The organism is Pseudoclavibacter sp. CFCC 13796, assembly GCF_008831185.1.
Taxonomy (GTDB): domain Bacteria; phylum Actinomycetota; class Actinomycetes; order Actinomycetales; family Microbacteriaceae; genus Pseudoclavibacter_A.
Genome location: NZ_WBKD01000001.1, coordinates 124,549 through 146,690, shown reverse-complemented (window position 1 = coordinate 146,690; position 22,142 = coordinate 124,549). Strand labels below are relative to the sequence as shown.

The window sequence follows — 22,142 nt, the reverse complement described above, 5'->3', positions numbered from 1 at the left end:
TCCATGAACCCCCGCTTGGCACGCTGGCTGCCCGGCCTGCAGACGGCCGGGCGCTATCGACTGCCGTGGCTGCGTCACGATCTGCTGGCGGGTGCAACGCTCACCGCACTGCTCATTCCTGCTGGCATGGGGTACGCGCAGGTCGCCGGCCTGCCGCCGGTTACCGGACTCTATGCGAGCATCGTTCCCCTTCTGGTCTATGCAGTGGTGGGGCCGTCCAGAATCCTCGTGCTCGGTCCGGACTCATCGCTGGCGCCAATGATCGCTGCAGCGATCGTGCCGCTGTCGGCTGGCAGTCCACAGCGCGTCGTCGCATTGGCCGGGCTGCTTGCGATCATCATCGGTGCGCTCATGCTGCTGGGCGGTCTCATGCGTCTGGGGTTCCTCGCCGATTTTCTCTCGAAGCCCATTCGTATCGGCTATCTCAACGGCATCGTCATCGTGATCATGCTGAGCCAGCTGCCGAATCTGCTGGGCGTCGACGACCCTTCGGGCTCGCCGCTGAGTGCGCTGCCGGCGACTCTCGCCAATCTGAGAGCAGGCCACATCGCCTGGGCCGCGTTGACCATCGGACTGGCCTCAATCGCAGCAATGATCTTGCTGCGTCTGATCGCGAAGACGATCCCCTCGGCGTTTCTTGTGATCGGGCTGGCAACGGTCGCAGTCGCTGCCCTCGGGCTGCAGTCCGCCGTCGACGTCGTCGGAGCGCTGCCATTTGGGCTGCCGCATCCGACACTGAGCGGGCTACTTCCGAGCGACCTGGTCGAACTGGCCGTTCCGGCGATGGGCATCGCCCTGATCGCGTTTGCCGACACAAGCATCCTCTCTCGCACGTTTGCGGCGCGAACCGGCAGTCACGTCAGCAGCAATCGTGAGATGATCGCTGTCGGCGTCGCAAACGTCTCGACTGGTCTGTTCGGCGGGTTTCCGGTCTCGGGCTCGTCGTCACGCACCCCAGTCGTGCAGTCGGTGGGCGGGCGGACGCAGCTCTCATCGGTCGTCGGGGCACTGCTGCTCATCGTTTTTATCCTGCTTGCGCCCGGGGTGACCGCCTACCTGCCAGAAGCCGCCCTTGCGGCGGTGGTGATCGCCGCCACTGCGACGATGTTCTCGGCCCGTGATGTGCTCAGGCTCGTGCGGCGCAGCCCGATCGAGGCCCTTTTGAGCCTTGCGACGACGGCCGGCGTCGTTGCGTTCGGTGTGCTCGAAGGCGTCGCGATCGCGGTAGGCCTCTCACTCCTCGCGTTCATCAATCAGACGCGTCGTCCGTATCGCACCGAGCTGGGGCTGGTCCCAGGGGTGCGCGGCTACCATGACCTCACCAGGCACCCCGAGGGCAGAAGACTGCCCGGCATCGCGATCGCACGCTTCGATGCGCCGCTCATCTTCGCGAACAGCGGATTGTTCACCGCATTCGTTCAGGAGCTGGCAGATCGGCCTCGCGACCCGCCGGTACACACGCTGATTCTGGCGGCTGAGCCGGTGACCAGAGTCGACATCACCGCTGCAGATGCGATCGCGGCTCTTGACGACGAACTCACTCAACAGGGAGTTCGGCTGGTTCTTGCCGAGGCTCGTGGGCCGATGAAGGATCAGCTCATCCGGTTCGGAGCCGGTGAGCGTTTCGAAGAGACCGGCCGGTTCGCTCCCACCGTGGGAGCGGCGGTGGATGCCATTACCGGAAGCCTGCGCACCGACATCGCTGAAGAGCATGAGGCAGGGTCTGATCAAGAGACCGGCCCGACTCAACATCCCCCGAAGTGAGCCGGGCCGGCGTGGTTCGCGCTGAAGTCGGCCCTGCAGCGCACCGGTCACGGTGTGCAGCCGATCTGGGCGGTGCAGTGCCCGATGCCTGACCAGGGGCACGGGAGTGCGCCGACTTCAACGCAGTCAGTGGGCGATCAGGCGGTCTCCTTCTCGCGTTCGTAGTTGTGCACGGCGATCTGCACGAGCGTCAGCGTGGCCGTGTCTTCGATGGTCGGCGGAACGATCAGCTTCTCGCCGTTGACGATCTGTCGCAGGTTCTTGCGCAGGATCTTGCCGGAGCGCGTTTTGGGCAGCCCCTCGACGACGACCACGTCTTTGAACGCCGCGACGGCGCCGAGCTCTTTGCGCACCTTCTGCACGAGCTCTTTGCGCAGCACCTCTTCGGTGCTGTCGAACCCGTGCTTGAGCACGACGAACCCGAACGGTTTCTCTCCTTTGAGCGCATCGGCGGCCCCGATGACCGCCGCCTCGGCGACAGCCGGATGCGCACCCAGAATGCCCTCCATCTGACCGGTACTGAGGCGGTGGCCGGCGACGTTGATCACGTCGTCGGTGCGGCCCATCACATAGACGTAGCCTTCACGGTCGATGTACCCGGAATCCCCGGTGAGGTAGTAGCCCGGGAACGGCTTCAGGTAGCAGCGCTGGTAGCGCTTGTGACGGCGCCAGAGCGTGGTCAGCGTTCCCGGCGGCATCGGCTGTTTGATGACGATGTTGCCTTCGCCCATGTTCGGCACAGGGTTGCCCTCGTCGTCGACGATCTGCACGTTGTAGCCGGGGGTGGGCAGCCCGGACGATCCCGGCCGAGACTCGACCGGCTGCAGACCGATGAAGTTACCGGTGATCGCCCAGCCCGTCTCGGTCTGCCACCAGTGGTCGACCACTTTCGGGTGGATGTTGGCGACCGCCCAGTGATAGGTGTCGGGATCGGTGCGCTCGCCGGCGAGAAAGAGCGCCTGCAGCGACGAGATGTCGAACTGCTTCACGAGCTCGGCGTGAGGATCCTCTTTGCGCACTGCGCGGATGGCTGTGGGTGCAGTGAAGAACGAACGCACCTTGTGACGTTCGATGATGCGCCAGAACTGGCCGGCATCCGGCGTGCCGACGGGCTTGCCCTCGTAGACGACGGTGGTCGCACCGACCAGCAGCGGGCCGTAGATGATGTAGCTGTGCCCGACGACCCAGCCGACGTCCGACGCCGTCCACATGACCTGACCGGCCTCGATGTTGTAGAGGTTCTTCATCGTCCAGGCCAGAGACACGGCGTAGCCGCCGGTGTCACGGACGACGCCCTTCGGCGCGCCGGTGGTGCCCGAGGTGTAGAGAATGTACAGCGGATGCGTCGAGACGACCGGCACCGGTTTGTGCGGTGCCGCATGGGCCATCTCGTCGTCCCAGTCGTACCACTCGGTCTCGATGAGGTCGGCGACCCAGTCGGTGCCGTCCTTCGCACCGCCGGGAATCTCTGGGCGGTCTTTGACGATGATCGAGTCGACGAAGTGGTCGCAGAGGGCGATGGCCTCGGCGACGATCGGCAGGTACTCGACGATGCGGTTCGGTTCGATGCCGCCGTCGGCGGTCACGAGCACCTTCGGCTTCGCGTCGTTGATGCGGGTGGCGAGTTCCTTGGCGGCAAACCCGCCGAACACGACGGAGTGCACGGCTCCGAGTCGAGCACAGGCGAGCGAGGCGATCAGCGCCTCGGGGATCATCGGCATGTAGATGACGACGCGGTCGCCGAGGCCGACGCCGTGGGAGGCCAGCACGCCGGCGAAGCGAGCGACCTCGTCGCGCAGCTCGTTATAGGTGTACGTGCGCGACTTGTCGGTGACCGCCGATTCGTAGATCAGCGCCTTCTGGTCGCCGCGGCCGGCCTCGATGTGTCGGTCGAGCGCGTTATATGCGACGTTCAGTGTGCCGTTCGGGAACCACTGATATTCCGGATCGTTGGACGAATCGAGAGCCTGCGTGGGCTCTGAATGCCAGTCGACGGCCTTGGCGGCGTCGAGCCAGAACGACTCTGGATCCTGGATGCTCTGCTGGTACGCCCGCCCGTAGGCTCCCTCACGCACCTGGTCACGCGTGATGTTCATCGTGTCCTCCTCATTGAGTACCTCCTGAGGATGCCGACACGACGACTCTGTGGCGCCTCATCCTCGAAGCATGGGATCAATATACCGACGTTGTATACACAGATGCAAACATCATCGATGAACTGCAGATGAAATGTGCCAAATATGGCGCTTGATCGCGGGAGATGACGGGCTTTTGCGAAATTGTGTATACATTGACGTGTGATTTGTGTATACACTGATGGCGATCGATCGACGATGACCGAAGGAGGGGATCATGCGCGCAGGTGACCGGGCGTATCAGACTCTCCGTGAAGAGATCACCAACGGCGATCTGCCCGCGGGCACGGTGCTGGGCGAGGTCGAGCAGGCAGTGCGCCTCGGCATCTCCCGCACCCCGGTTCGCGAGGCCCTGCGGCAGCTGATCAGCGAGGGCTTGGCGGTGCAGCGGCCACGCGGCGTCGAGGTCTCAGAGGTCTCGTTCGAGAACATCAGCGAGCTCTATGACGTGCGTCTGGCCCTGGAATGCCAGGCTGCTCGACTCGCCGCACGCAATCGTGACGTCGACGTGTTCCGAGCGCTGCTCGTGGACTTCCAGCACGTCAGCGATCTGCTCAACACCCGTGACCGCAACCGGCACGACTACTACGAACTCGTCAACCGCCTCGACGACGCCCTCGACCACGCCGTGCGGAATCCCTACTTGGTCTCGGCGATGGCGACGGTGCGCACGCATCTCGCTCGCATCCGCCACATGGCGCGCAGCGATCGCGCCCGACTCATGGACGCCGCCCGCGAGCACGCGCTCATCGTGCAGGCGATCATCGACGGCGACGGCGACCTCGCTGCGCACGCCACGCACGTGCACCTCTATAACAGTCTTTCCCACCGACTGGCGAAGGCCGCCAGTCTCGAGACCCACTCCGCTGACGCCGTCAGCCCAGATGAAGGAGATGCTCGTGAGACAGCATGACGTCCGTGTGTACAAGAGCGAAGAGAACCTGGCTCGCAAAGATCAGCTCGCCTGGAAGATCGCCGAGGTCGCCGCTGACCCCGTCGAGGTCAGCCAGGAGGTGACCGACGAGGTCATCAACCGTGTGATCGACAACGCCTCGGTGGCCGCGGCATCGCTGCTGCGCGCCCCGATCGTCTCCGCTCGCGCACAGGCAAAGGCTCACCCGTTCACGCGGGGCGGCTCGACGGTCTTCGGCCTGCCCATTCCCAAGCGCTATTCGCCAGAGTGGGCCACCTGGGCCAACGGCGTCGCCGTGCGCGAGCTCGACTATCACGACACCTTCCTCGCGGCTGAGTACTCGCACCCCGGCGACAACATCCCCGCGATGATCGCCGTGGCGCAGCACGTCACCGGCACCCGCAGCGCACAGGTCTCCGGCCACGACGTCGTGCGCGGCATCGCCACCGGCTACGAGATCCAGGTCGACCTGGTGCGCGCGATCAGCCTGCACAAACACAAGATCGACCATGTGGCCCACCTCGGCCCGTCGATCGCCGCCGGCCTCGGCACGCTGCTGCATCTCGATCCCGAGGTGATCTTCCAGGCGATCGGCCAGGCGCTGCACACCACCACCGCGACGCGTCAGTCTCGCAAGGGACAGATCTCGACCTGGAAGGCGCATGCCCCGGCGTTCGCCGCGAAGATGGCCGTCGAGGCGGTCGACCGTGCGATGCGCGGCCAGACCAGCCCCGAGCCCATCTACGAAGGCGAGGACGGCGTGATTGCGTGGATGCTGGACGGCCCCGACGCGCATTACTCGGTTCCGCTTCCCGAGCGCGGTGAGGTCAAGCGCGGCATTCTCGACACCTACACCAAGGAGCACTCAGCCGAGTACCAGGCGCAGGCCTGGATCGATCTCGCCCGCAAGCTGCACAACGAGCACCCGGAACTGGCGAACCCTGCGAACGTCAAGTCGATCGTGCTGCACACCTCGCACCACACGCACTACGTGATCGGCTCGGGCGCGAACGACCCGCAGAAGTACGACCCGACCGCGAGCCGTGAGACGCTCGACCACTCGATTCCGTACATCTTCGCAGTCGCACTGCAGGACGGCCGCTGGCACCACGTCGACTCCTATGCTCCCGAGCGCGCCGGTCGGCCTGACACCGTGCAGCTGTGGCACAAGATCACCACCGAAGAGGATGCCGAGTGGACCCGTCGCTACCATTCGATCGATCCTGATGAGAAGGCCTTCGGCGGTCGCGCCGAGATCGAGCTCGCCGACGGTTCGCACATCACGGCAGAGATCGCCGTCGCCGACGCGCACCCGCTGGGCGCACGCCCGTTCCAGCGAGAGAACTACATCCAGAAGTTCAAGACCCTCGCCGAGCCCGTGCTCGAGCCCAGCGAGATCGAGCGCTTCCTCGATGTCGCTCAGCGCCTTGACACTCTGACTGCCGACGAGCTGGGCGAGCTGACCATCGTGGCCAGGCCCGGCCTGCTCGAGAGCGTCAACGACCCGAAGGGAATCTTCTGATGTTGTACTCGAAAGTCACCCCCGAGGCGAAGCGCCGAGCCTTTCGCGACGGGCTGGCCAGCGGCCGGCTGCAGCGGCTGCCAGGTGCGTTCAACGCGCTCTCGGCGCGGCTGATCGAGCGCAAAGGCTTCGAAGGTGTCTATGCGTCGGGCGGCGTGCTCGCCAACGATCTCGGCTTTCCCGACATCGGCCTGACGACGCTCACCGAGGTCGCCGGCCGCGTGCACACCTATGCGCGCTCGACCGATCTGCCGGTGCTCGTCGACGCCGACACCGGCTTCGGCGAACCCATGAACGTGGCCCGCACGGTTCAGGAGCTCGAAGATGCGGGCGTCGCCGGCATCCACATCGAAGATCAGGTCAACCCGAAGCGATGCGGCCACCTTGACGGCAAAGCCGTCGTCGATCAGGCGACGGCGGTCAATCGAATCCATGCCGCCGTCGAGGCGCGCCGCGACGAGAACCTGGTGATCCTGGCGCGCACCGACATCAGAGGGTCTGAGGGGCTTGAAGCGGCCATCGACCGGGCGAAGGCCTTGGTCGACGCGGGTGCCGACGGCATCTTTCCGGAGGCCCTGAGAGATCTGGGCGAGTTCGAGGCGTTCCGCCAGGCGGTCGACGTGCCCCTGCTGGCGAACATGACTGAGTTCGGCAAGAGCGAGCTGTTCACGAATCAGCAGCTGCAGGATCTCGGGTTCAACCTGGTGATCTACCCGGTCTCGCTGCAGCGACTGGCGTTGGGCGCCGCTGAGCGCGGGCTCGACGCGATCATCAGCGAAGGCAGCCTGAGCTCGCAGGTCGAGCACATGCAGACCCGAGCCGACCTCTACGAGCTGGTCGACTACCCGGCCTACAGCGAGTTCGACACCTCGGTGTTCAACTTCGACGTCGAGCGCGACAACTACCACTGATCCGCATTTTCGAAAGAGACAATCATGACTGAGATCTACAAGGGCCTGGCCGGTGTGCCCGTCGACTACACCGCCATCTCGAAGGTGAACCCCGAGACGAACTCGCTGCTCTACCGCGGCTACCCAGTGCAGGAGCTCGCTGCGACGCAGTCGTTCGAGGCCGTCGCCTATCTGCTCTGGCACGGTGAGCTGCCCAACGACGAGCAGCTCGCCGAGTTCGTGTCGACCGAGCGCTCGCTGCGCGGTCTCGATGCGAACGTCAAAGCCGTCATCGACTCGCTGCCGACTGACTCGCATCCGATGGATGTCGTGCGCACGGCCGTCAGCGTGATCGGTGCGAACGACCCCAAGACGGCTGACGAGTCGCCCGAGGCGGAGCTCGAGAAAGCGGTGAACCTCTTCGCGAAGCTTCCGTCGATCGTCTCATACGATCAGCGCCGCCGCCGCGGCGAGGCATACGTCGAGCCGAACGCCGATCTCGACTATTCGGCGAACTTTCTCTGGCAGACCTTCGGCAAGGAGCCCGACGACTTCGAGGTCGACGCATTCAGGGTGTCGCTGATTCTGTACGCAGAGCACTCGTTCAACGCGTCGACCTTCACCGCCCGCGTCATCACCTCGACGCTGAGCGACCTTTACTCGGCGGTCACCGGCGCGATCGGAGCGCTGAAGGGGCCGCTGCACGGCGGAGCGAACGAGGCGGTGCTGCACATCTTCAACGAGATCAACGCGCAGGCCGAGCAGCAGGGCGTCGAGATCGAGCAGGCCGCGCACGACTGGCTGACTCAGGCGTTCTCTGAGAAGCGCAAGGTCATGGGCTTCGGGCATCGCGTCTACAAGAAGGGCGACTCGCGCGTGCCGACCATGCAGCAGTCGACGCTCGAGTTGATCGAGCGCTACGACCGCGACGACCTGAAGCGTCTCTATGACGCGCTGGCAAAAGAGGTCGACGAGGCCAAGGGCATCAAGCCGAACCTCGACTACCCGGCCGGCCCAGCGTACTTTCTGCTCGGGTTCGACATTCCGACGTTCACGCCGATCTTCGTGGCGGCCCGCGTCACCGGTTGGACGGCGCACATCATCGAGCAGCGCGCGAGCAACGCGCTGATTCGTCCGCTCTCGCTGTACAACGGCGTCGACGAGCGGCACGTGCCGGGCTTCGAGGGCTAGGCTTGCACTGCGGCACCCGAATCGAACGGGGCCGCGACTCACAGACCGGCGTCACTTGGGCATGAGCGTGGGTGACGCCTACAGACGGGCGGGATGCGGAATCGGGGGATGCCGCATCCCGCCCTTTTCCTGTCTGCTTGGGCGCTTGGCTGCTGGGCGCCTGTCTGCCTGAGACTGTGGCCCACGGTATGGCGTTCGTCGTCTGCTGCTGCGCCATCGAGACATGCCATATGACTGCCCTCCCCGTCGAGACATGCCAAGTTCCATGTCTCGATGTCTCGACGGGTGTTCGTTCTGCACAAATGACCTGAACGCGATGCAGACAGACGAAAAGGCCGGGGCAGACATCATTCGTTGATGTCTGACCCGGCCTGTGTCATGCCCGGCTGCCGCAGCTCCAACGGCCGGCGGCAGCTCGGAGGGAGCTACCTTCGATCGAACCGTGCGCCCTCGGGCTTGGAGTCGAGGGCGAGCAGCACGATCACGATGATGCCGCCGGCGAACGGGATCAGCGACAGGAAGTAGAAGGCGCCCGACTTGTCGGTGTCATGGAAGCGGCGCCAGACGAGTCCGAGTGTGGGCAGCAGCACGGCCAGGCTGTAAAGCACCAGAATCACGGTGACAGCGATGCCGAACGGCCCGGGCACGGACTGCTGGGTGGTCATGAGCTGGTCGCCGACGCGCACGGTCGAGACCTCGGTGCGTGAGCCGACCCCCGTCAGCACGCTCAGCACGAACGAGATCACGGCGTTGACCAGCATGACCCACCAGAACTCGCTGCGGCTGGCACGCCCTGAGAAGTTCACGTAGTTCTTGAGCCAGCGGACGACCGCCTGCTTGATCGTCGCACCGTAGAGCGGGAGGGTGAGGTCGTCGGGATCGCTTGCGCCGAGCGGCCCCGAGGGCTGCCCGTATCCCTGCGGGCCGCCGTACTGGGGCGGCTGCGGAGGCTGCTGGGGCGGCTGACCGTACTGGCTCGGTGCGCCGTACTGCGGCTGCTGGGGGCCTCCGGCCTGGGGAGGCTGGGGCGCGGCATACTGTGGTGGCTGCGGGGGACGCGGTGGCTGTGGCGGCTGCTGGCCACTGCCATCGGCCGGCTTTGGGCCGTTTGGCGACGCCGGAGGCTCATAAGGAGGAGGAATGGTCATGTCAGTGCCTTTCTCAGGTATCAGCCAGTCGTTGCCCAGCAGCCTAACAGCGAGCGGGCAGGGGAGACCAGTGACCGGCTGTGATCGCGAGGGGTCGGTGTGGCCTCGGGGCGATCCGGTGATCACTGCCGAGCACTGATCACACCTGCAGCTCGGCCCCCATGACAACAGTGCGCTCTGGCGGCAGGTGAAACGCCTGCGTGCGGTTCGTCGACAGCCGCTCAAGCGCACGAAAGAGGCGGCGCTGCCACCGAGGCCAGTGCGCGACGTGCTCTGTCGCACCGGGCTCGATGCGGAACACAGAGAGCACGTAGGTCGCCGTCGACGGATCGATCTCGAGCTCGGGTGAGAGACCACGGGACTGCTCAAGCGCAGCAGGGATGTTCTGCGAATCGTTGAAACCGACTTGGTAGCGCAGCTGTACGATGCCGTCCTCTGTGTCGGTGAGATTGTCTACGACGATCCGCTGGTCGACCGGCACATGCGGAATTCCCAGGCTGCGCACGCAGACGATGACGACATGCTCGTGCAGCACGTGCGTGAAGTCGATGTTCGCGCGCAGAGCCAGCGGCGTGGTCGCGATGTCGCCATGTGGGTAGACGGCCACTCCGGGCACGCGGTCGATGCCGCCGCAGCGCACCTCGTCGACGAGGTCGCCGATCGGCCCCTCCATATCGTGGCGTCGGCCGAAGGCGATCTTCGAGCCGCGGCTCCAGGTGAACATGATGACGACGAAGATCGCTGAGATCGTGAGCGGCAGCCATCCGCCGGTGATCACTTTCAGTGAGTTCGCCGCCAGCAGCAGCAGCTCGAGCCCGCCGATGAGCACCGCCATCGTTGCGATGGCCGGCCACGACCACTGCCAGACCGTGCGGGCGAAGACCAAGAAGAGCGTCAGCTCGAGCACCAGGGTGCCGGTCACCGCGAGCCCGTAGGCAGAGGCGAGCCGTTCGGAAGATCCGAATCCGAGCACTAAGGCGAGCACGCCGACCAGCAGCAGCGCGTTGACCGCCGGCAGATAGATCTGTCCGGCGTTGCTGCGTGAGGTCTGCACGATCTTGAGCCTCGGCAGCAGGCTCAGACGAACAGCCTGGCGCACGATCGAGAAGGCGCCCGAGATCACGGCTTGCGAGGCGATCACCGTCGCCAGCGTTGCCAGCACGACGATCGGCACCAGCGCCCAGCTCGGCGCCATGCGGAAGAACGGACTGCTGAGCGCGTCAGGATCATGAAGCAGCATCGCACCCTGGCCGAGGTAGTTCAGCAACAGTGCCGGGAAGGCGAACATCAGCCAGCCGAGCACGATCGGACGTCGGCCGAAGTGCCCGAGGTCGGCATAGAGAGCCTCGGCGCCTGTGACGGCGAGCACAGCCGCTCCGAGAGCCATGAACGCGACCCATGGGTGTGCGGCTGCGAAGGAGAGCGCGTACGTCGGTGAGAGCGCTCGCAGCACGCTGGGGTCGGTGGCGAGCCAGCCGACGCCGAGCACGGCGAGCACGACGAACCACAACGCCATGATCGGGCCGAAGGCCTTGCCGATGCGTCCGGTGCCCCGAGGCTGCACGAGAAACAGCAGGGCGAGAATCACCACTGAGATCGGCACGACCCAGGATCCGAAGTCGGGGTCTGCCACCGAAAGACCCTCCGACGCGCTCATCACCGAGATGGCCGGGGTGATCATGGAGTCTCCCAGAAAGAGCCCGGCGCCGACCACGGCGACTGCGATCGCGAACCCGGAGACGCGAGCACCGCGTCCGTTCTTGCGTCGAATCATGGCGGCGAGTGAGATGATGCCGCCCTCGCCCTGGTTGTCGGCTCGTGTGATGATGCCGACGTATGTCACTGTGACGATGACGATCAGGCACCAAATGATCATTGAGATGACGCCGAGCACGCTCTGCTCGTTGATGTCGGCGTCGGAGTGAGAGCGCAGTACCGTGCGCAGCGTGTACAGCGGGCTCGTGCCGATGTCGCCGAACACGATGCCGATGGCACCGAGGGTGAGCGCAGCGATTGGACCGCGCTTCGATGCCGTCAGTGCGGTCATCTGCGTCGTGACGGGGCCGGTGTACGGATGACTCTCACCGGTGTTTCTGCGCGAGGCGAACATGATCGCCATCTTGCCACTGGCGGGGTGCGTCGTCTGCATCGCACGGCGTGTCACGGAAGCGACACTGAACGCGGTTTCGAGCAGCAGACCGGACGAATGAGGCGGATATCGGGCGGCTTCTCGTGGCAGGCTGCTCGGCCAAGAGTGCGCCGGATGCGCAAGAAGGCCCCTCTCCCGCGTAAACGCTGGGGAGAGGAGCCTTCGTGACGTGCCCCCCGAGAGTTTCGATCTCTCTACCCGCGGAGAACATAACCAGCCCTCGAAGCGGTTCCGGGTGGTTGCTCGAGAGTCGCACTGCCCTCATGAAAAACGGGCTGACCGTCTCACCTGTTGCGGCCGTTTGCCCTCTGCCCTCAGGCAATGTGCGGGAAAAGTGGGGGACGTTCGCCCGTGACTCATCGCCCTCCTCTCGAGCAGCTGAGATACGGCTCGGGATGAGACCCATCGACCATCGCGTGGATGCCGGGGCCGTGCCCTTTAGGTCACCTTTGCTGGCGTATTCACTGGCGGCGTGCACATCAAAGCCACCCAGTGACCTTGATAGGTGATCCGTCTGCCTGCCCTGTGCGGATCGCCGTACAAGGCGGATCTCGGCACGACATTGCAGCACAGGAGGTGCTAGGTGCAACTACCCGAGGTCAGGATTTAATGTTGCCGAGAGCTTACCAACGTCGCTAACCACGTTGAGCCATAGCCTCTCGATCGTCACTATGCAGCGTACGCGCTCATCCATTGCTCGCCCCGGAAGAGATCAGAGGCGTCAGTATGTACACGGAGATTACCCAGAATTCGCAAATGCCATCCGGCCTGGGCTGGATTCACCCGGGTGACGGTCAAAGACACTTCGCCTTTGTCGATGTGCTGCTCGAACTCTTTTGCAATCCAATCAGGCAAATAGCCGATGGGGTCTACTGTGTCTTTCAATACGAGACGCGCATAAGCGCGACCGGCATTGTTGTCTGTCTCCCGGACCAGCGATAGCTGGTCTCCAGGAGAAATCTCCGACAAAAGGGACTCGAAATCCTCTGGCGGGTAGTTTCCGACAGGGGCTGCACCTTCAGGAATCACTTTTTTCTTAGTCATGTGGCGGCTGCCTGCAATCAGAACGTCCAGCTCAAGTTCCTGACCGCGGCGTCGCGGAACAGGGAAAAGCTGAATGGTGTCCCCAGCAGTCTTACCTTCTGACCTAGTTAGAAGCTCCCAAGGAGTTGCATCTGAGACTTGGAGGTCCAGCTTCTCCACATACTCTTGGTAGTCAGGGCGGGTGCTTGATAGGACTCGACTGCTGAACAGAGGAAATAGCTCCTCTGCCGTGTAGACGTGATCAAAATCCTTAAATCCAGGGAAAGGGCGGAAACCTAGAACAGATTTTGCGCTCTCAAAGTACTCAAAACGAAACTCGTCTCCCGCGTTCGTCAGAAGGCCGATAGGCTCGATTGCTCTAGTGTCAATATTCTGCCAAGTAACGATAAGCTGCCGTTTAGTGTCACCTTCAGGGGCAAGGTCGATTGGATATGCCGGTGATTTGTTAGCCATTTAAGACCCTCCTCACATTTGTCCGTACTACTGCTCTCATGAACTTACGCGTGACCACTGACATGCTTGGGTAATCATCTAAGATCTCATCAAGCGCGTCGGAACTCAAGACTGAGTTTAGCTGGGCCAGCCACCTGTTGATCTGGTCCTGCTGGGCGAGTCGGGACGCTGCCAGAAAGTAGTCCACGAGTGTCGGGGTGGGGTTTGGGCCGTGGTCGAAGCTGCTTGCTTTGCCCTTACTGCACCAACTCAAGTAATCAACATCGGCTGCGCCGTTCAAGATCCTAAGACGTTGGTCATCCGTCAGCTGCTGTCCCAATGATGAGCCGTGGTCAAACGATGGAGCTAGGCGATCACAGCTACCCTCTTTCGCGACTGCGGGTTGTAAGATCGCCCAGTTGCTGTCATGACGGTCGGTGTTCGCAATGATTGCGTCCAGAAGAAGATATCCGGAGAACAGGGTGTAGCCGTCCACCTCCGGAGAGCCGTCCCATGACGGAGGCGTGCCCACCGCATGAAGAGACGAGGCTAGATGCGCATACCCATACCCCGGGAGCACTCTGGCGCGATGGGTGCCTGCAATCTTCGCAGCGCTTCTCGCAGCATATGGAAAACCGAGATCTAGCCATGTGCCCCCTGCCGTCAGTATGTAGTCCTTCGGGCGGATATTCTCAGAGATCGTCCCAGCTTTACCCTTGTACGTGACTAGCTCAGTTCGAGCCGCAGGGATACCTAGGGCTCGAGCGATTCTGGTAGCGAACACTTCGGCGAAGTCTTCAGCTGTAGGTCCAGTCCCAGGGTTCACTCGAACTGGTTTGAAGAGCCAATGCGACGAGCCTGATTCCTGAGGGTTGAATAGCCATTTCTTAACATGCTTCCCCTGTGGCTCATCTTCATAAACCTCCCAGCGGGAGATATCCGATCGTTCCACTGCCGTCACTGAATCAGTATGGCATGATGCAAGTAGCTGCACGAGACAGGCGGCCGTGCCAAGACCACGCTCTGGGCCACGCTGCAGTGCCCATGGGTTGTCTGTCGATCGACGCTCTTCTTGCCATCTCGCCCCAGCAACCTGCTCGGCGTGATCGAGAATGAAACCAGCCTGCGCGAGGGCAACCTTCCACTTCCTGTTTGAGTGTTCAGAATCTTGATCGTTCGTCGCGGCGAAGGCCCCGTACGACCACTTGCCCTTCTCGCGATGTCTGGCGTCGACCAGCACCAGTCCAGCGCCGTGCTCATGGCCTGCTGGATAGGCTCAGAATGGCCCAGACGTGTCTCTTCTCCACCGGCGCCGTGTGCGGGCGTTGCAGCAGCAGCCGTGGCGCCCCGTGGACACGACTACGGTCACGACCGTCGCTAATCTCGTCGACCGGTTCACCGAGCGCAAACGTCAAGACACCGACACCGCACAAGCAACCATCGGCAGCTACGACTCAGTAGCCGGCGTCATCACTGGGCCCGACGGCTGCGGCGAGCCGACGCTACTCGAGGTCAGGCCTGGACGCATTGTGAAGTGGTTGCGCTCTACCGCCACGAGCAGGGGAGCGGGCATCGCGAAGACCGCGAGATCGGTGCTCTCGGGTGCGTCCGACATCGCAATCGAAGACGGCGCGCTCAACCAGAACCCGATGCGCATGTTACCGAAGATGAAGCGACCACGCCCGGCCGGCGCGCAAGCAATCCCACCAGGCGAAGTACCAGCACTGCGCACAGCGATCGCCACGAACAAACTCGTCGCCGAACGCGACCTCACAGACCTGCTGCTGCTGCTCCTGCTCGCCACAGGGCTGCGTGTAGGCGAAGCGTGCGCACTCCGGTGGGATGAACATCGACCTCGACGCCGGGACGCTCACAGTGGCCGCTACACCCGCCCGCGTGCCAGGCGAGGGCATGATCTGACAAGACCGACCAGAGCCGCCGCACAATCACCCTGCCAGCCGACGCCGTGAAACTCCTGGCAGACCGGGTCGTGCTCTCAGACCTCGTGTTCCCAGCCAGCCACGACAAACCACGAGACCCATCTCTCGTGAACAAGCAGCTCCGGGCGTGTCGCGCCGCCCTCGGATACCCAGAACTCACGACACACGCGTTCAGAAAGACCGTCGCGACGGCGCTCGACGCCGCCGGTCTCAGTGCCAGTGCCATCGCCGACTACCTCGGGCACGCACGGCCGAGCATGACCGAAGACGTGTATTTGCGCAGGAAGCTCGACACCTCGGCCGCTGCCGCAGCACTGCAGGCCGCGATCCAAAGTGGGGGAAAGCGCGGGATCACGCGAAAAGCAACGACACCGAGGGCGCTACTCCCGCGTAATTCCGGCCTTCTTGTGCCCCCCGAGAGTTTCGATCTCTCTACCCGCGGATTAAAAGTCCGCTGCTCTTCCGATTGAGCTAGAGGGGCCCAGTGCGCTTTGCGGCGCACCGCCCATCATTGTGCCACAATCGCCGAACCTTTCGCTACCAGCGCTCCTATTTACTTAGGCTAACTAATTGTCTAGTGTTGTAGCCAACATGAGTGTCTCTCCTGCCTCTGAACCTGTCTCCCGACCGCGGCCCCAGTCGACTCCGCCGGCTCCGGCGATCGCTGACGGCTCTGACTCCGCCTCGCTCCGCACGATCGCCGACCTCGCCGAAGAGCTGCGCACTGCTGTGGCTCGTATCAACCGGCGGCTGCGCTCAGAGAACCCCGGTGGTGTCACTCCGGCTCAGCTGACCGTGCTGCTCACCCTCGACCGCAGCGGCGAGCAGACGCTGGGCTCGCTGGCCGAGATCGTCATGGTCAGCCCTCCGTCGATGAACCGCACTGTGTCGCATCTGGTCGAGGCCGGTCTCGTCGAGCGCGAGCAGTCACAGACCGACCGTCGCGTGACGCGACTGCGCATCACGGCATCCGGCCGAGCCGAAGCCGACCGCACCCGGGCTCACCGCGACGAATGGCTCGGGCGGCAGCTCGCGGCTCTCACCGCCGAGCAGCGCGCCGAGCTCGGCCGCGCCGCCGCATACCTCAGCGAGGTCGCCGCCCGATGATCTCGACCTTTCGCTCGCTCGCGGTGCGCAACTATCGCTGCTGGTTCGCCGGCGCGCTGGTCTCGAACGTCGGCATGTGGATGCAGCGCACGGCCCAAGACTGGATCGTTCTGACCCAGCTCACTGACCACGACGCGGCTGCCGTCGGCCTCATCACGGCCCTGCAGTTCGGCCCGCAGCTCCTGTTGACGCCGCTGGCCGGAATGGTGTGCGACCGGTTCCAGCGTCGTCGTGTGCTGTTGGTGACCCAGATCGTCATGGGGCTGCTCGGCTTCGCCTTGGGTGCTTGGGTGCTGCTCGGCAGCCCCGATCTGCTGCACATCTATGCTTTCGCCCTTGCTCTCGGCGTCGTCAGTGCGTTCGACACCCCGGCCCGTCAGGTGTTCGTCAGCGACCTGGTTCCCCGTGGAGCGGTCGGCAACGCGGTCGCGCTCAACTCCACGTCGTTCAACCTCTCGCGCATGGCCGGCCCGGCCGTCGCCGGTGTGCTCATCGCCATCGTCGGCGCGGGCTGGGTGTTCGTGATCAACGGATTCACCTTCGTCGGGGTGATCGCGGCGCTGCTGCTGATTCGTCCTCGCGACTACTACGGCGAACCCGTCGCGACCACGCCCAAGACGGCGCGCACCAGCGGCATCCTCGAGGGCATCCGCTACGTGCGCGGACGCTCCGATCTGCAGCTCGTGATGCTGATGATCTTCTTGATCGGCACCTTCGGCATGAACTTTCCGGTTCTGCTCTCGGCGATGGTCACCGTCACGTATCAGCAGGGGGCGCAGGAGTACGGCGTCATCTCGTCGGTGCTCGGCATCGGCTCGCTCGTCGGTGCGCTCATCAGCGCCTCTCTCGAACGGCCTCGGCTGCGCAGCGTGATGCTCGGTGCCGTCGGCTTCGGGTTCGTCATGCTCGGAGCCGCCTTCGCCCCGACGCTGCTCACCTTCGCGATCGCACTGGTCGCGCTGGGGCTGTGCACGCAGACCATTCTCGCCAGCGCCAACGGCTACGTGCAGCTGACCAGTGCCCCCACCGTGCGCGGCCGTGTGATGGCGCTCTACATGGCGCTGCTGATGGGCGGAACCCCGTTCGGCGCACCGCTGGTCGGCTGGGTGGCGAACACGTTCGGCCCCCGCTGGTCGTTGGTCGTCGCCGCAGCCTCGGGTCTGGCAGCAGCAGGAGCGGCGGCCTGGTGGCTCTTTCTCACGCACCATGGCCGTCTGCACCGAAACCCCGACGGCGGGCTGCGTCATGCCTTCGTCATCGAGCTTGACGGGGGTGAGGCTCGCACGCCGGCGGATGTCGATCTTGCGGCCGCCTCGAAGCCCAGAGCCGAGCACGCGGGGGCCGGTGACGACGGCGATCGGCAGCCTGTCACTCAGCCGGTCTCGACCGTGACGACCGAGATCGCCGTGATCGACGTCGACAGGCTCGGACGGCGTCGCCGAGTGCAGCGGCGGCAGAGGCCTCCGCATACACTGGAGCGGTGAGAGAACACCACAGACCCGTGCTCTTCGGCGACGGGGAGTTCGAAAGAATCGAAGGCGCAGCCGACCCGGCGGCGGTCTACCGCCTAGCTCATGAGACCGCCCGAACTCTGATGGCTCGGGCTCGAGGCATGGACGATGAGAACGTGCTCAAACGCCTGTCTCACTACACCGACGAGCACGGCGTCGAAACGATCACGGAGCTTTGGGCGACCGCCTCTGCCGAGAGTCTGCCCGGCGTGCTCTGGCGCATCTATCTGCTGCGCAGCCTCATCATGGCGTCGACCGAAGAGGTGACCGCGCTCTACGACCTCGGGGCCCGGCGGCTGAGCACCGCAGACCCGATCGTCACCGGGCTCGACACGCCCGCACAGGTGCTCGAAGTGCAGCGACTCAGCGAACGCATCCTGCGGGGCGTCTTCAGCGGTGACTTCCACCTGGCTCTGATGCAGGCGGCGGCGTTCTGCAGCGTTCTCGCGGCCGGCTGCCTGGCGCACGTCGACGTGATCGAGCTCACCGAGCCGGATGCGGCCGCACGACTCACCCGCCAGGCCGGGACGCTCACCGACATGGTCGTGGTCTTTCGCAGGGGGGCTGTGCTCTGGACGCAGGATGCCCTAGACTGACATGGCTCTCGGCAACGGGAGCTGGCCAGGTCGTGTAACCCCGGGCTCCAACTTTTGCCGCTTCGAGCGGCCTTCCGCCGAGAGGCGTTCGCGGCCTGGCCACACCACTTCTGATCGAGGGCGATGACGTGCCGATCGGCTGCCTCCCCGAGAGAGACAGGATCCGACATGCTCGACCGCCAGCGCATCCGCCATGACCTCAGAGTTCGCGAGGTGACGGTCAGCGCCGTCTCGCAGATCTCGCCTTCCATGCGGCGAATCACCTTTTCGTCGCCGACGCTCGACGACTTTCTCGCACCCGGGCCGGCCGATCACGTCAAGCTCTTTCTGCCTGACGAGCACGGGGCGATCAACGCGCCCGCCGTCGATGCCGAGGGCCGCCTGCGACGCCCTGAGGCGCCGCTGATCAGCCGTGACTACACCCCACGCGCGTGGCGTGCCGCCGAGGGCGGGCACGAGGCGCAGATCGACATCGACTTCGTGCTGCACGAAGGCGGACCGGCGACGAACTGGGCGCGTGCGGCAGCCGTCGGAGACCACTTGGTGATCGCGGGCCCGCGTGGATCGCGCACGGCTCCGCTCGAAGCCGCTCGCGCCGTGCTGATCGCGGATGCGACGGCACTGCCCGCCTTGGCCCGCTGGCTCGAGACTCTGCCGGGTCGTACGGTCATCGACGTGATCGTGTGGGGCTCGGACGAAGCCGATGCCGAATATCTCGACGTGCGGCTGCGAACCCGCATCGCCAGCCTGAACTGGGTGCCCGCGGATGCGCCGTCATCGGCTCTCGAGGATGCCGTGGCCGGAATCGACTTCGAGACGGGCACGTTCGTCTGGGCGGCAGGCGAGGCGTCGGCGCTGATTCCGGTGCGGCGTCATCTGCGCGGTCTCGAGACGCTCGACCGTCGCGATCTCGACGTGCAGGGATACTGGAAGCGGGGCGTGGTGGCCCTTGACCATCACGCCCCGCTCGATCCCAGCGATCCGGAGTGACCCGGCACTGACGCCGTCGGCTTCCCCCTCCGAAGCCGACGGCAGCTGGGTGTTTGCCCTATCCGAAGCGTCCCGAGATGTAGTCCTCGGTCTCTTTCTCAGCCGGATTGGCGAAGATCTTGCGCGTGTCGTCGTACTCGATGAGACGGCCAGGCTTGCCGGTGCCCTCGATGTTGAAGAACGCGGTCTTGTCAGAGACACGTGAGGCCTGCTGCATATTGTGCGTCACGATCACGATCGTGTACTGCAGCTTCAGCTCTTCGATCAGATCTTCGATGGCCAGCGTCGAGATCGGGTCGAGTGCGGAGCAGGGCTCGTCCATCAGCACCACGTCGGGCTTCACCGCGATGGTGCGCGCGATGCACAGACGCTGCTGCTGGCCTCCCGAGAGGCCTGAGCCCGGGGCGTCGAGTCGGTCTTTGACCTCGTTCCAGAGGTTTGCTCCCCGCAGCGACTTCTCCACGAGCTCGTCGGCGTCGCTGCGCGAGATGCGTCTGTTGTTCAGCGTGACGCCGGCCAGCACGTTCTCGCGAATCGACATGGTCGGAAACGGGTTTGGGCGCTGGAACACCATGCCCACCTGGCGGCGCACGAGCACCGGGTCGACGCCCGGGCCGTACAGGTTCTCGCCGTCGAGCAGCACTTCGCCCTCGACACGGGCGCCGGGAATGACCTCGTGCATGCGGTTGAGCGTGCGCAGGAACGTCGACTTGCCACAGCCCGAGGGGCCGATGAAGGCCGTCACTGACTTCGGCTCGATGTCCATGCTGACATCGGCGACTGCCAGGAACTTGCTGTAGTAGACGTTGAGATCCTTGGCGACGATGCGTTTTGACATGTTCTGTGAATCCTTACGATGTGGGTCTGCAGGTCGGAGGCGAGGGGTGGAGCTAGCGCGACTTCGGCGAGAAGATCTTGGCGATGATGCGTGCCGCGAGGTTCAGCACCATGACGATCAGCACCAGGGTCAGCGCACCGGCCCAGGCGCGGGCATAGTACGGGTCGGCGTCGATGCCGGGGTTCTGGTACTGGTTGTACACGAACACCGGCAGGGTCGTCATGCGCTCTGAGAACGCGTTGTAGTTCATGTTCGAAGCCAGGCCGGCGGTGACCAGCAGAGGAGCTGTCTCGCCGATGACGCGGGCGAGGGCGAGCATGACACCGGTCATGATGCCGGCCACCGAGGTGCGCAGCACGACCTTGACGATGGTGAGCCACTTCGGCACGCCGAGGGCGTATGAGGCCTCTCGCAGCTCGTTTGGCACCAGGCGAAGCATCTCTTCGGTCGAGCGCACGACCACGGGGATCATGAGCACTGACAGGGCGACCGCACCGGTGATGCCCATCTTCGCGTCGGCGCCGAAGAAGATCACGAACACTGAGAAGGCGAACAGACCGGCGACGATCGAGGGGATGCCGGTCATCACATCGACGAAGAACGTGATTGACTTGGCGAGCCTGCCATGGCCGTACTCGACGAGATACACCGCCGTCATCAGTCCGATCGGCACCGAGATGAGCGCGGCCCAACCCGTGACTATGAGGGTGCCCATGATGGCATGGATCGCGCCGCCGGGGGCTCCCAGCGGCACCTGCATCGAACTGTTGAAGAACTCGCCGTCAAACCGCGAGAGCCCCTTCGAGACGACGACCCAGAGCAGTGAGACGAGTGGGATCAGCGCGATGAGGAATGCGCCCCAGACCACCACGCGCATCGTGACGTCTTTGGCCCGGCGCCGTCGGCTGTTGCCGGCCAACGCCGAAGAGGCAGAGAGAGTGCTGGCTGTGCTCATCAGTTGGCTCCTGAGAATTCCTTGCGGCGGTTGACGATCCAGCGGGCGCCGAGGTTGGCGGCGATGCTGATCACGAAGAGCACGAGACCGCCGAAGATCAGCACGCTGATCTTCGTGCCTGAGGCCTCGGGAAAGTTCTGCGCGATGGCGGCGGCGATGGTGTTCGGGTTCTGTCCGCGCAGCAGAGCGAAGCTGACCAGACCGGGCGTGGCCGAGAGCACCATGGCCACGGCCATGGTCTCGCCGAGCGCACGACCGAGCCCCAGCATGGCGCCTGAGACGATGCCCGGGCGAGCGAAGGGCAGCACGGCCATCTTGATCATCTCCCAGTGCGTGGCGCCGAGAGCGAGGGCGGCCTCCTCGTGCAGCGCAGGAGTCTGCAGAAAGACCTCGCGGTTCATGGCGGTCATGATCGGCAGAATCATGATGGCCAGCACGATGGCGGCGGTCAGCACCGAGGTCGCGGGGCTCGCGACCGGGCCGGCGAACAGCGGGATCCATCCGAGGTAGGTCGACAGCCAGTTGTAGAAGGGCTCGACGGCCGGGGCGAGCACTGCGATGCCCCAGAGGCCGAAGACGACTGAGGGAATGGCGGCCAGGAGGTCGATGACGTAGCCGAGAACCTGAGCGAACCGGCGATTCGCGTAGTGCGAGATGAACAGGCCGATGCCGATCGAGAACGGAAATGCGATCAGGAGGGCGATCAGGGCGACCCAGAGCGTGCCGAAGGCGAGCGGCCCGACGTACTCCCAGACGTTGTCGCCAGCCGTGCCGGGGATGTCGCCGTTCGCCCGCGATGCTCCGAACGCGGGCAGTGCCTGCCCGACCAGGAAGATCGCGACGCCGGCGAGGATGACCAGGATCAGCACGCCGGCGATGAGCGACGTGCGCGAGAAGACGATGTCGCCGGGGCGCTGTTTCGCTCGGGGTGCGGCTTGAGGGCTTGTGGTGGTGCTCATGGTTCCCATCGGGTCAGAACGTGGAGGCGCGTGGAGAAGTGCTGCTGGGTGATGACTG

General features: G+C 64.4%; 18 protein-coding genes, 1 tRNA gene and 1 pseudogene. 11 read left to right on the top strand and 9 right to left on the bottom strand.

All coding sequences use genetic code 11. The annotated features are described in order from the left end of the window. The first annotated feature begins 3 nt into the window (after nt 1–3). Nucleotides 4–1,764: a SulP family inorganic anion transporter gene (locus F8O07_RS00685; RefSeq protein WP_158030266.1), complete on the top strand. Its 1,761-nt coding sequence runs from the start codon at nt 4–6 to the stop codon at nt 1,762–1,764. A 137-nt stretch (nt 1,765–1,901) separates the two neighbouring features. On the opposite strand, the gene F8O07_RS00680 is transcribed toward F8O07_RS00685, so the two are convergent. Next, on the bottom strand, nt 1,902–3,860 hold the full coding sequence (locus F8O07_RS00680; protein WP_158030265.1) for an acetate--CoA ligase: 1,959 nt from the start codon (nt 3,858–3,860) through the stop codon (nt 1,902–1,904). A gap of 256 nt (nt 3,861–4,116) precedes the next feature. Between F8O07_RS00680 and F8O07_RS00675 the strand changes: the two genes are divergently transcribed. From F8O07_RS00675 to F8O07_RS00660, 4 genes are read left to right on the top strand one after another with little or no spacing between them, the layout of a single operon-like run. Next, a complete protein-coding gene (locus tag F8O07_RS00675) occupies nt 4,117–4,812 on the top strand; it encodes a GntR family transcriptional regulator (protein WP_158030264.1) in 696 nt (231 codons plus the stop codon). Then, nucleotides 4,793–6,334, top strand: a complete 1,542-nt coding sequence (locus F8O07_RS00670; RefSeq protein ID WP_158030263.1) for an MmgE/PrpD family protein — start codon at nt 4,793–4,795, stop codon at nt 6,332–6,334. The genes F8O07_RS00675 and F8O07_RS00670 overlap by 20 nt, the downstream gene beginning before the upstream one ends. Next, complete coding sequence (gene prpB, locus F8O07_RS00665; RefSeq protein ID WP_158030262.1) at nt 6,334–7,245, top strand: methylisocitrate lyase; 912 nt, start codon at nt 6,334–6,336, stop codon at nt 7,243–7,245. The genes F8O07_RS00670 and prpB overlap by 1 nt, the downstream gene beginning before the upstream one ends. A 24-nt stretch (nt 7,246–7,269) precedes the next feature. Beyond that, entirely contained in the window at nt 7,270–8,415 is a 1,146-nt protein-coding gene (locus tag F8O07_RS00660) for a bifunctional 2-methylcitrate synthase/citrate synthase (RefSeq protein ID WP_158030261.1), read from the top strand. A gap of 425 nt (nt 8,416–8,840) precedes the next feature. Here F8O07_RS00660 and F8O07_RS00655 read toward each other — a convergent pair whose 3' ends face one another. From F8O07_RS00655 to F8O07_RS00640, 4 genes are all read right to left on the bottom strand, one after another. Beyond that, on the bottom strand, nt 8,841–9,563 hold the full coding sequence (locus F8O07_RS00655) for a DUF805 domain-containing protein (protein ID WP_158030260.1): 723 nt from the start codon (nt 9,561–9,563) through the stop codon (nt 8,841–8,843). 139 nt (nt 9,564–9,702) lie between these two features. Beyond that, nucleotides 9,703–11,712, bottom strand: coding sequence for a potassium transporter Kup (locus F8O07_RS00650; RefSeq protein WP_225733111.1), 2,010 nt, complete (start codon nt 11,710–11,712; stop codon nt 9,703–9,705). A gap of 669 nt (nt 11,713–12,381) precedes the next feature. Then, complete coding sequence (locus F8O07_RS00645) at nt 12,382–13,209, bottom strand: HIRAN domain-containing protein (RefSeq protein ID WP_158030259.1); 828 nt, start codon at nt 13,207–13,209, stop codon at nt 12,382–12,384. Next, nucleotides 13,202–14,428: a HipA domain-containing protein gene (locus F8O07_RS00640; protein ID WP_158030258.1), complete on the bottom strand. Its 1,227-nt coding sequence runs from the start codon at nt 14,426–14,428 to the stop codon at nt 13,202–13,204. The genes F8O07_RS00645 and F8O07_RS00640 overlap by 8 nt, the downstream gene beginning before the upstream one ends. A gap of 52 nt (nt 14,429–14,480) precedes the next feature. On the opposite strand from F8O07_RS00640, the gene F8O07_RS00635 reads away from it, so the two are divergent. Both F8O07_RS00635 and F8O07_RS10815 read left to right on the top strand, forming a co-directional pair. After that, complete coding sequence (locus F8O07_RS00635) at nt 14,481–15,158, top strand: hypothetical protein (protein ID WP_158030257.1); 678 nt, start codon at nt 14,481–14,483, stop codon at nt 15,156–15,158. After that, nucleotides 15,155–15,349, top strand: a pseudogene (locus tag F8O07_RS10815) (hypothetical protein); the annotation flags it as partial. The gene F8O07_RS00635 and the pseudogene F8O07_RS10815, both read left to right, overlap by 4 nt. Before the next feature lie 187 nt (nt 15,350–15,536). Here the strand turns inward: F8O07_RS10815 and F8O07_RS00625 are convergent. Continuing rightward, nucleotides 15,537–15,609 (bottom strand) — tRNA-Lys (locus tag F8O07_RS00625). A gap of 110 nt (nt 15,610–15,719) precedes the next feature. Here F8O07_RS00625 and F8O07_RS00620 point away from each other — a divergent pair. The 4 genes from F8O07_RS00620 (at nt 15,720) to F8O07_RS00605 (ending at nt 19,332) form a co-directional block, all read left to right on the top strand. Further along, entirely contained in the window at nt 15,720–16,235 is a 516-nt protein-coding gene (locus tag F8O07_RS00620) for a MarR family winged helix-turn-helix transcriptional regulator (protein WP_158030256.1), read from the top strand. After that, nucleotides 16,232–17,719 (top strand): MFS transporter, encoded by a 1,488-nt coding sequence (locus F8O07_RS00615; protein ID WP_158030255.1) that lies wholly within the window; start codon nt 16,232–16,234, stop codon nt 17,717–17,719. Before F8O07_RS00620 ends, F8O07_RS00615 begins: the two co-directional genes overlap by 4 nt. Further along, nucleotides 17,716–18,342 carry a DNA-directed RNA polymerase subunit beta gene (locus F8O07_RS00610; protein ID WP_158030254.1) on the top strand — a complete coding sequence of 209 codons (627 nt, stop codon included), beginning with the start codon at nt 17,716–17,718 and terminating at the stop codon, nt 18,340–18,342. Before F8O07_RS00615 ends, F8O07_RS00610 begins: the two co-directional genes overlap by 4 nt. A 168-nt stretch (nt 18,343–18,510) precedes the next feature. Continuing rightward, entirely contained in the window at nt 18,511–19,332 is an 822-nt protein-coding gene (locus tag F8O07_RS00605; RefSeq protein ID WP_192496568.1) for a siderophore-interacting protein, read from the top strand. Between the two features lie 58 nt (nt 19,333–19,390). On the opposite strand, the gene pstB is transcribed toward F8O07_RS00605, so the two are convergent. The 3 genes from pstB to pstC are packed head-to-tail and all read right to left on the bottom strand — an operon-like array spanning nt 19,391 to nt 22,084. Further along, nucleotides 19,391–20,170: a phosphate ABC transporter ATP-binding protein PstB gene (pstB, locus tag F8O07_RS00600; protein ID WP_158030252.1), complete on the bottom strand. Its 780-nt coding sequence runs from the start codon at nt 20,168–20,170 to the stop codon at nt 19,391–19,393. A gap of 52 nt (nt 20,171–20,222) precedes the next feature. Further along, nucleotides 20,223–21,125: a phosphate ABC transporter permease PstA gene (pstA, locus tag F8O07_RS00595; protein ID WP_158030251.1), complete on the bottom strand. Its 903-nt coding sequence runs from the start codon at nt 21,123–21,125 to the stop codon at nt 20,223–20,225. Next, on the bottom strand, nt 21,125–22,084 hold the full coding sequence (pstC, locus tag F8O07_RS00590) for a phosphate ABC transporter permease subunit PstC (RefSeq protein ID WP_158030250.1): 960 nt from the start codon (nt 22,082–22,084) through the stop codon (nt 21,125–21,127). Before pstC ends, pstA begins: the two co-directional genes overlap by 1 nt. Nucleotides 22,085–22,142: the final 58 nt, after the last annotated feature.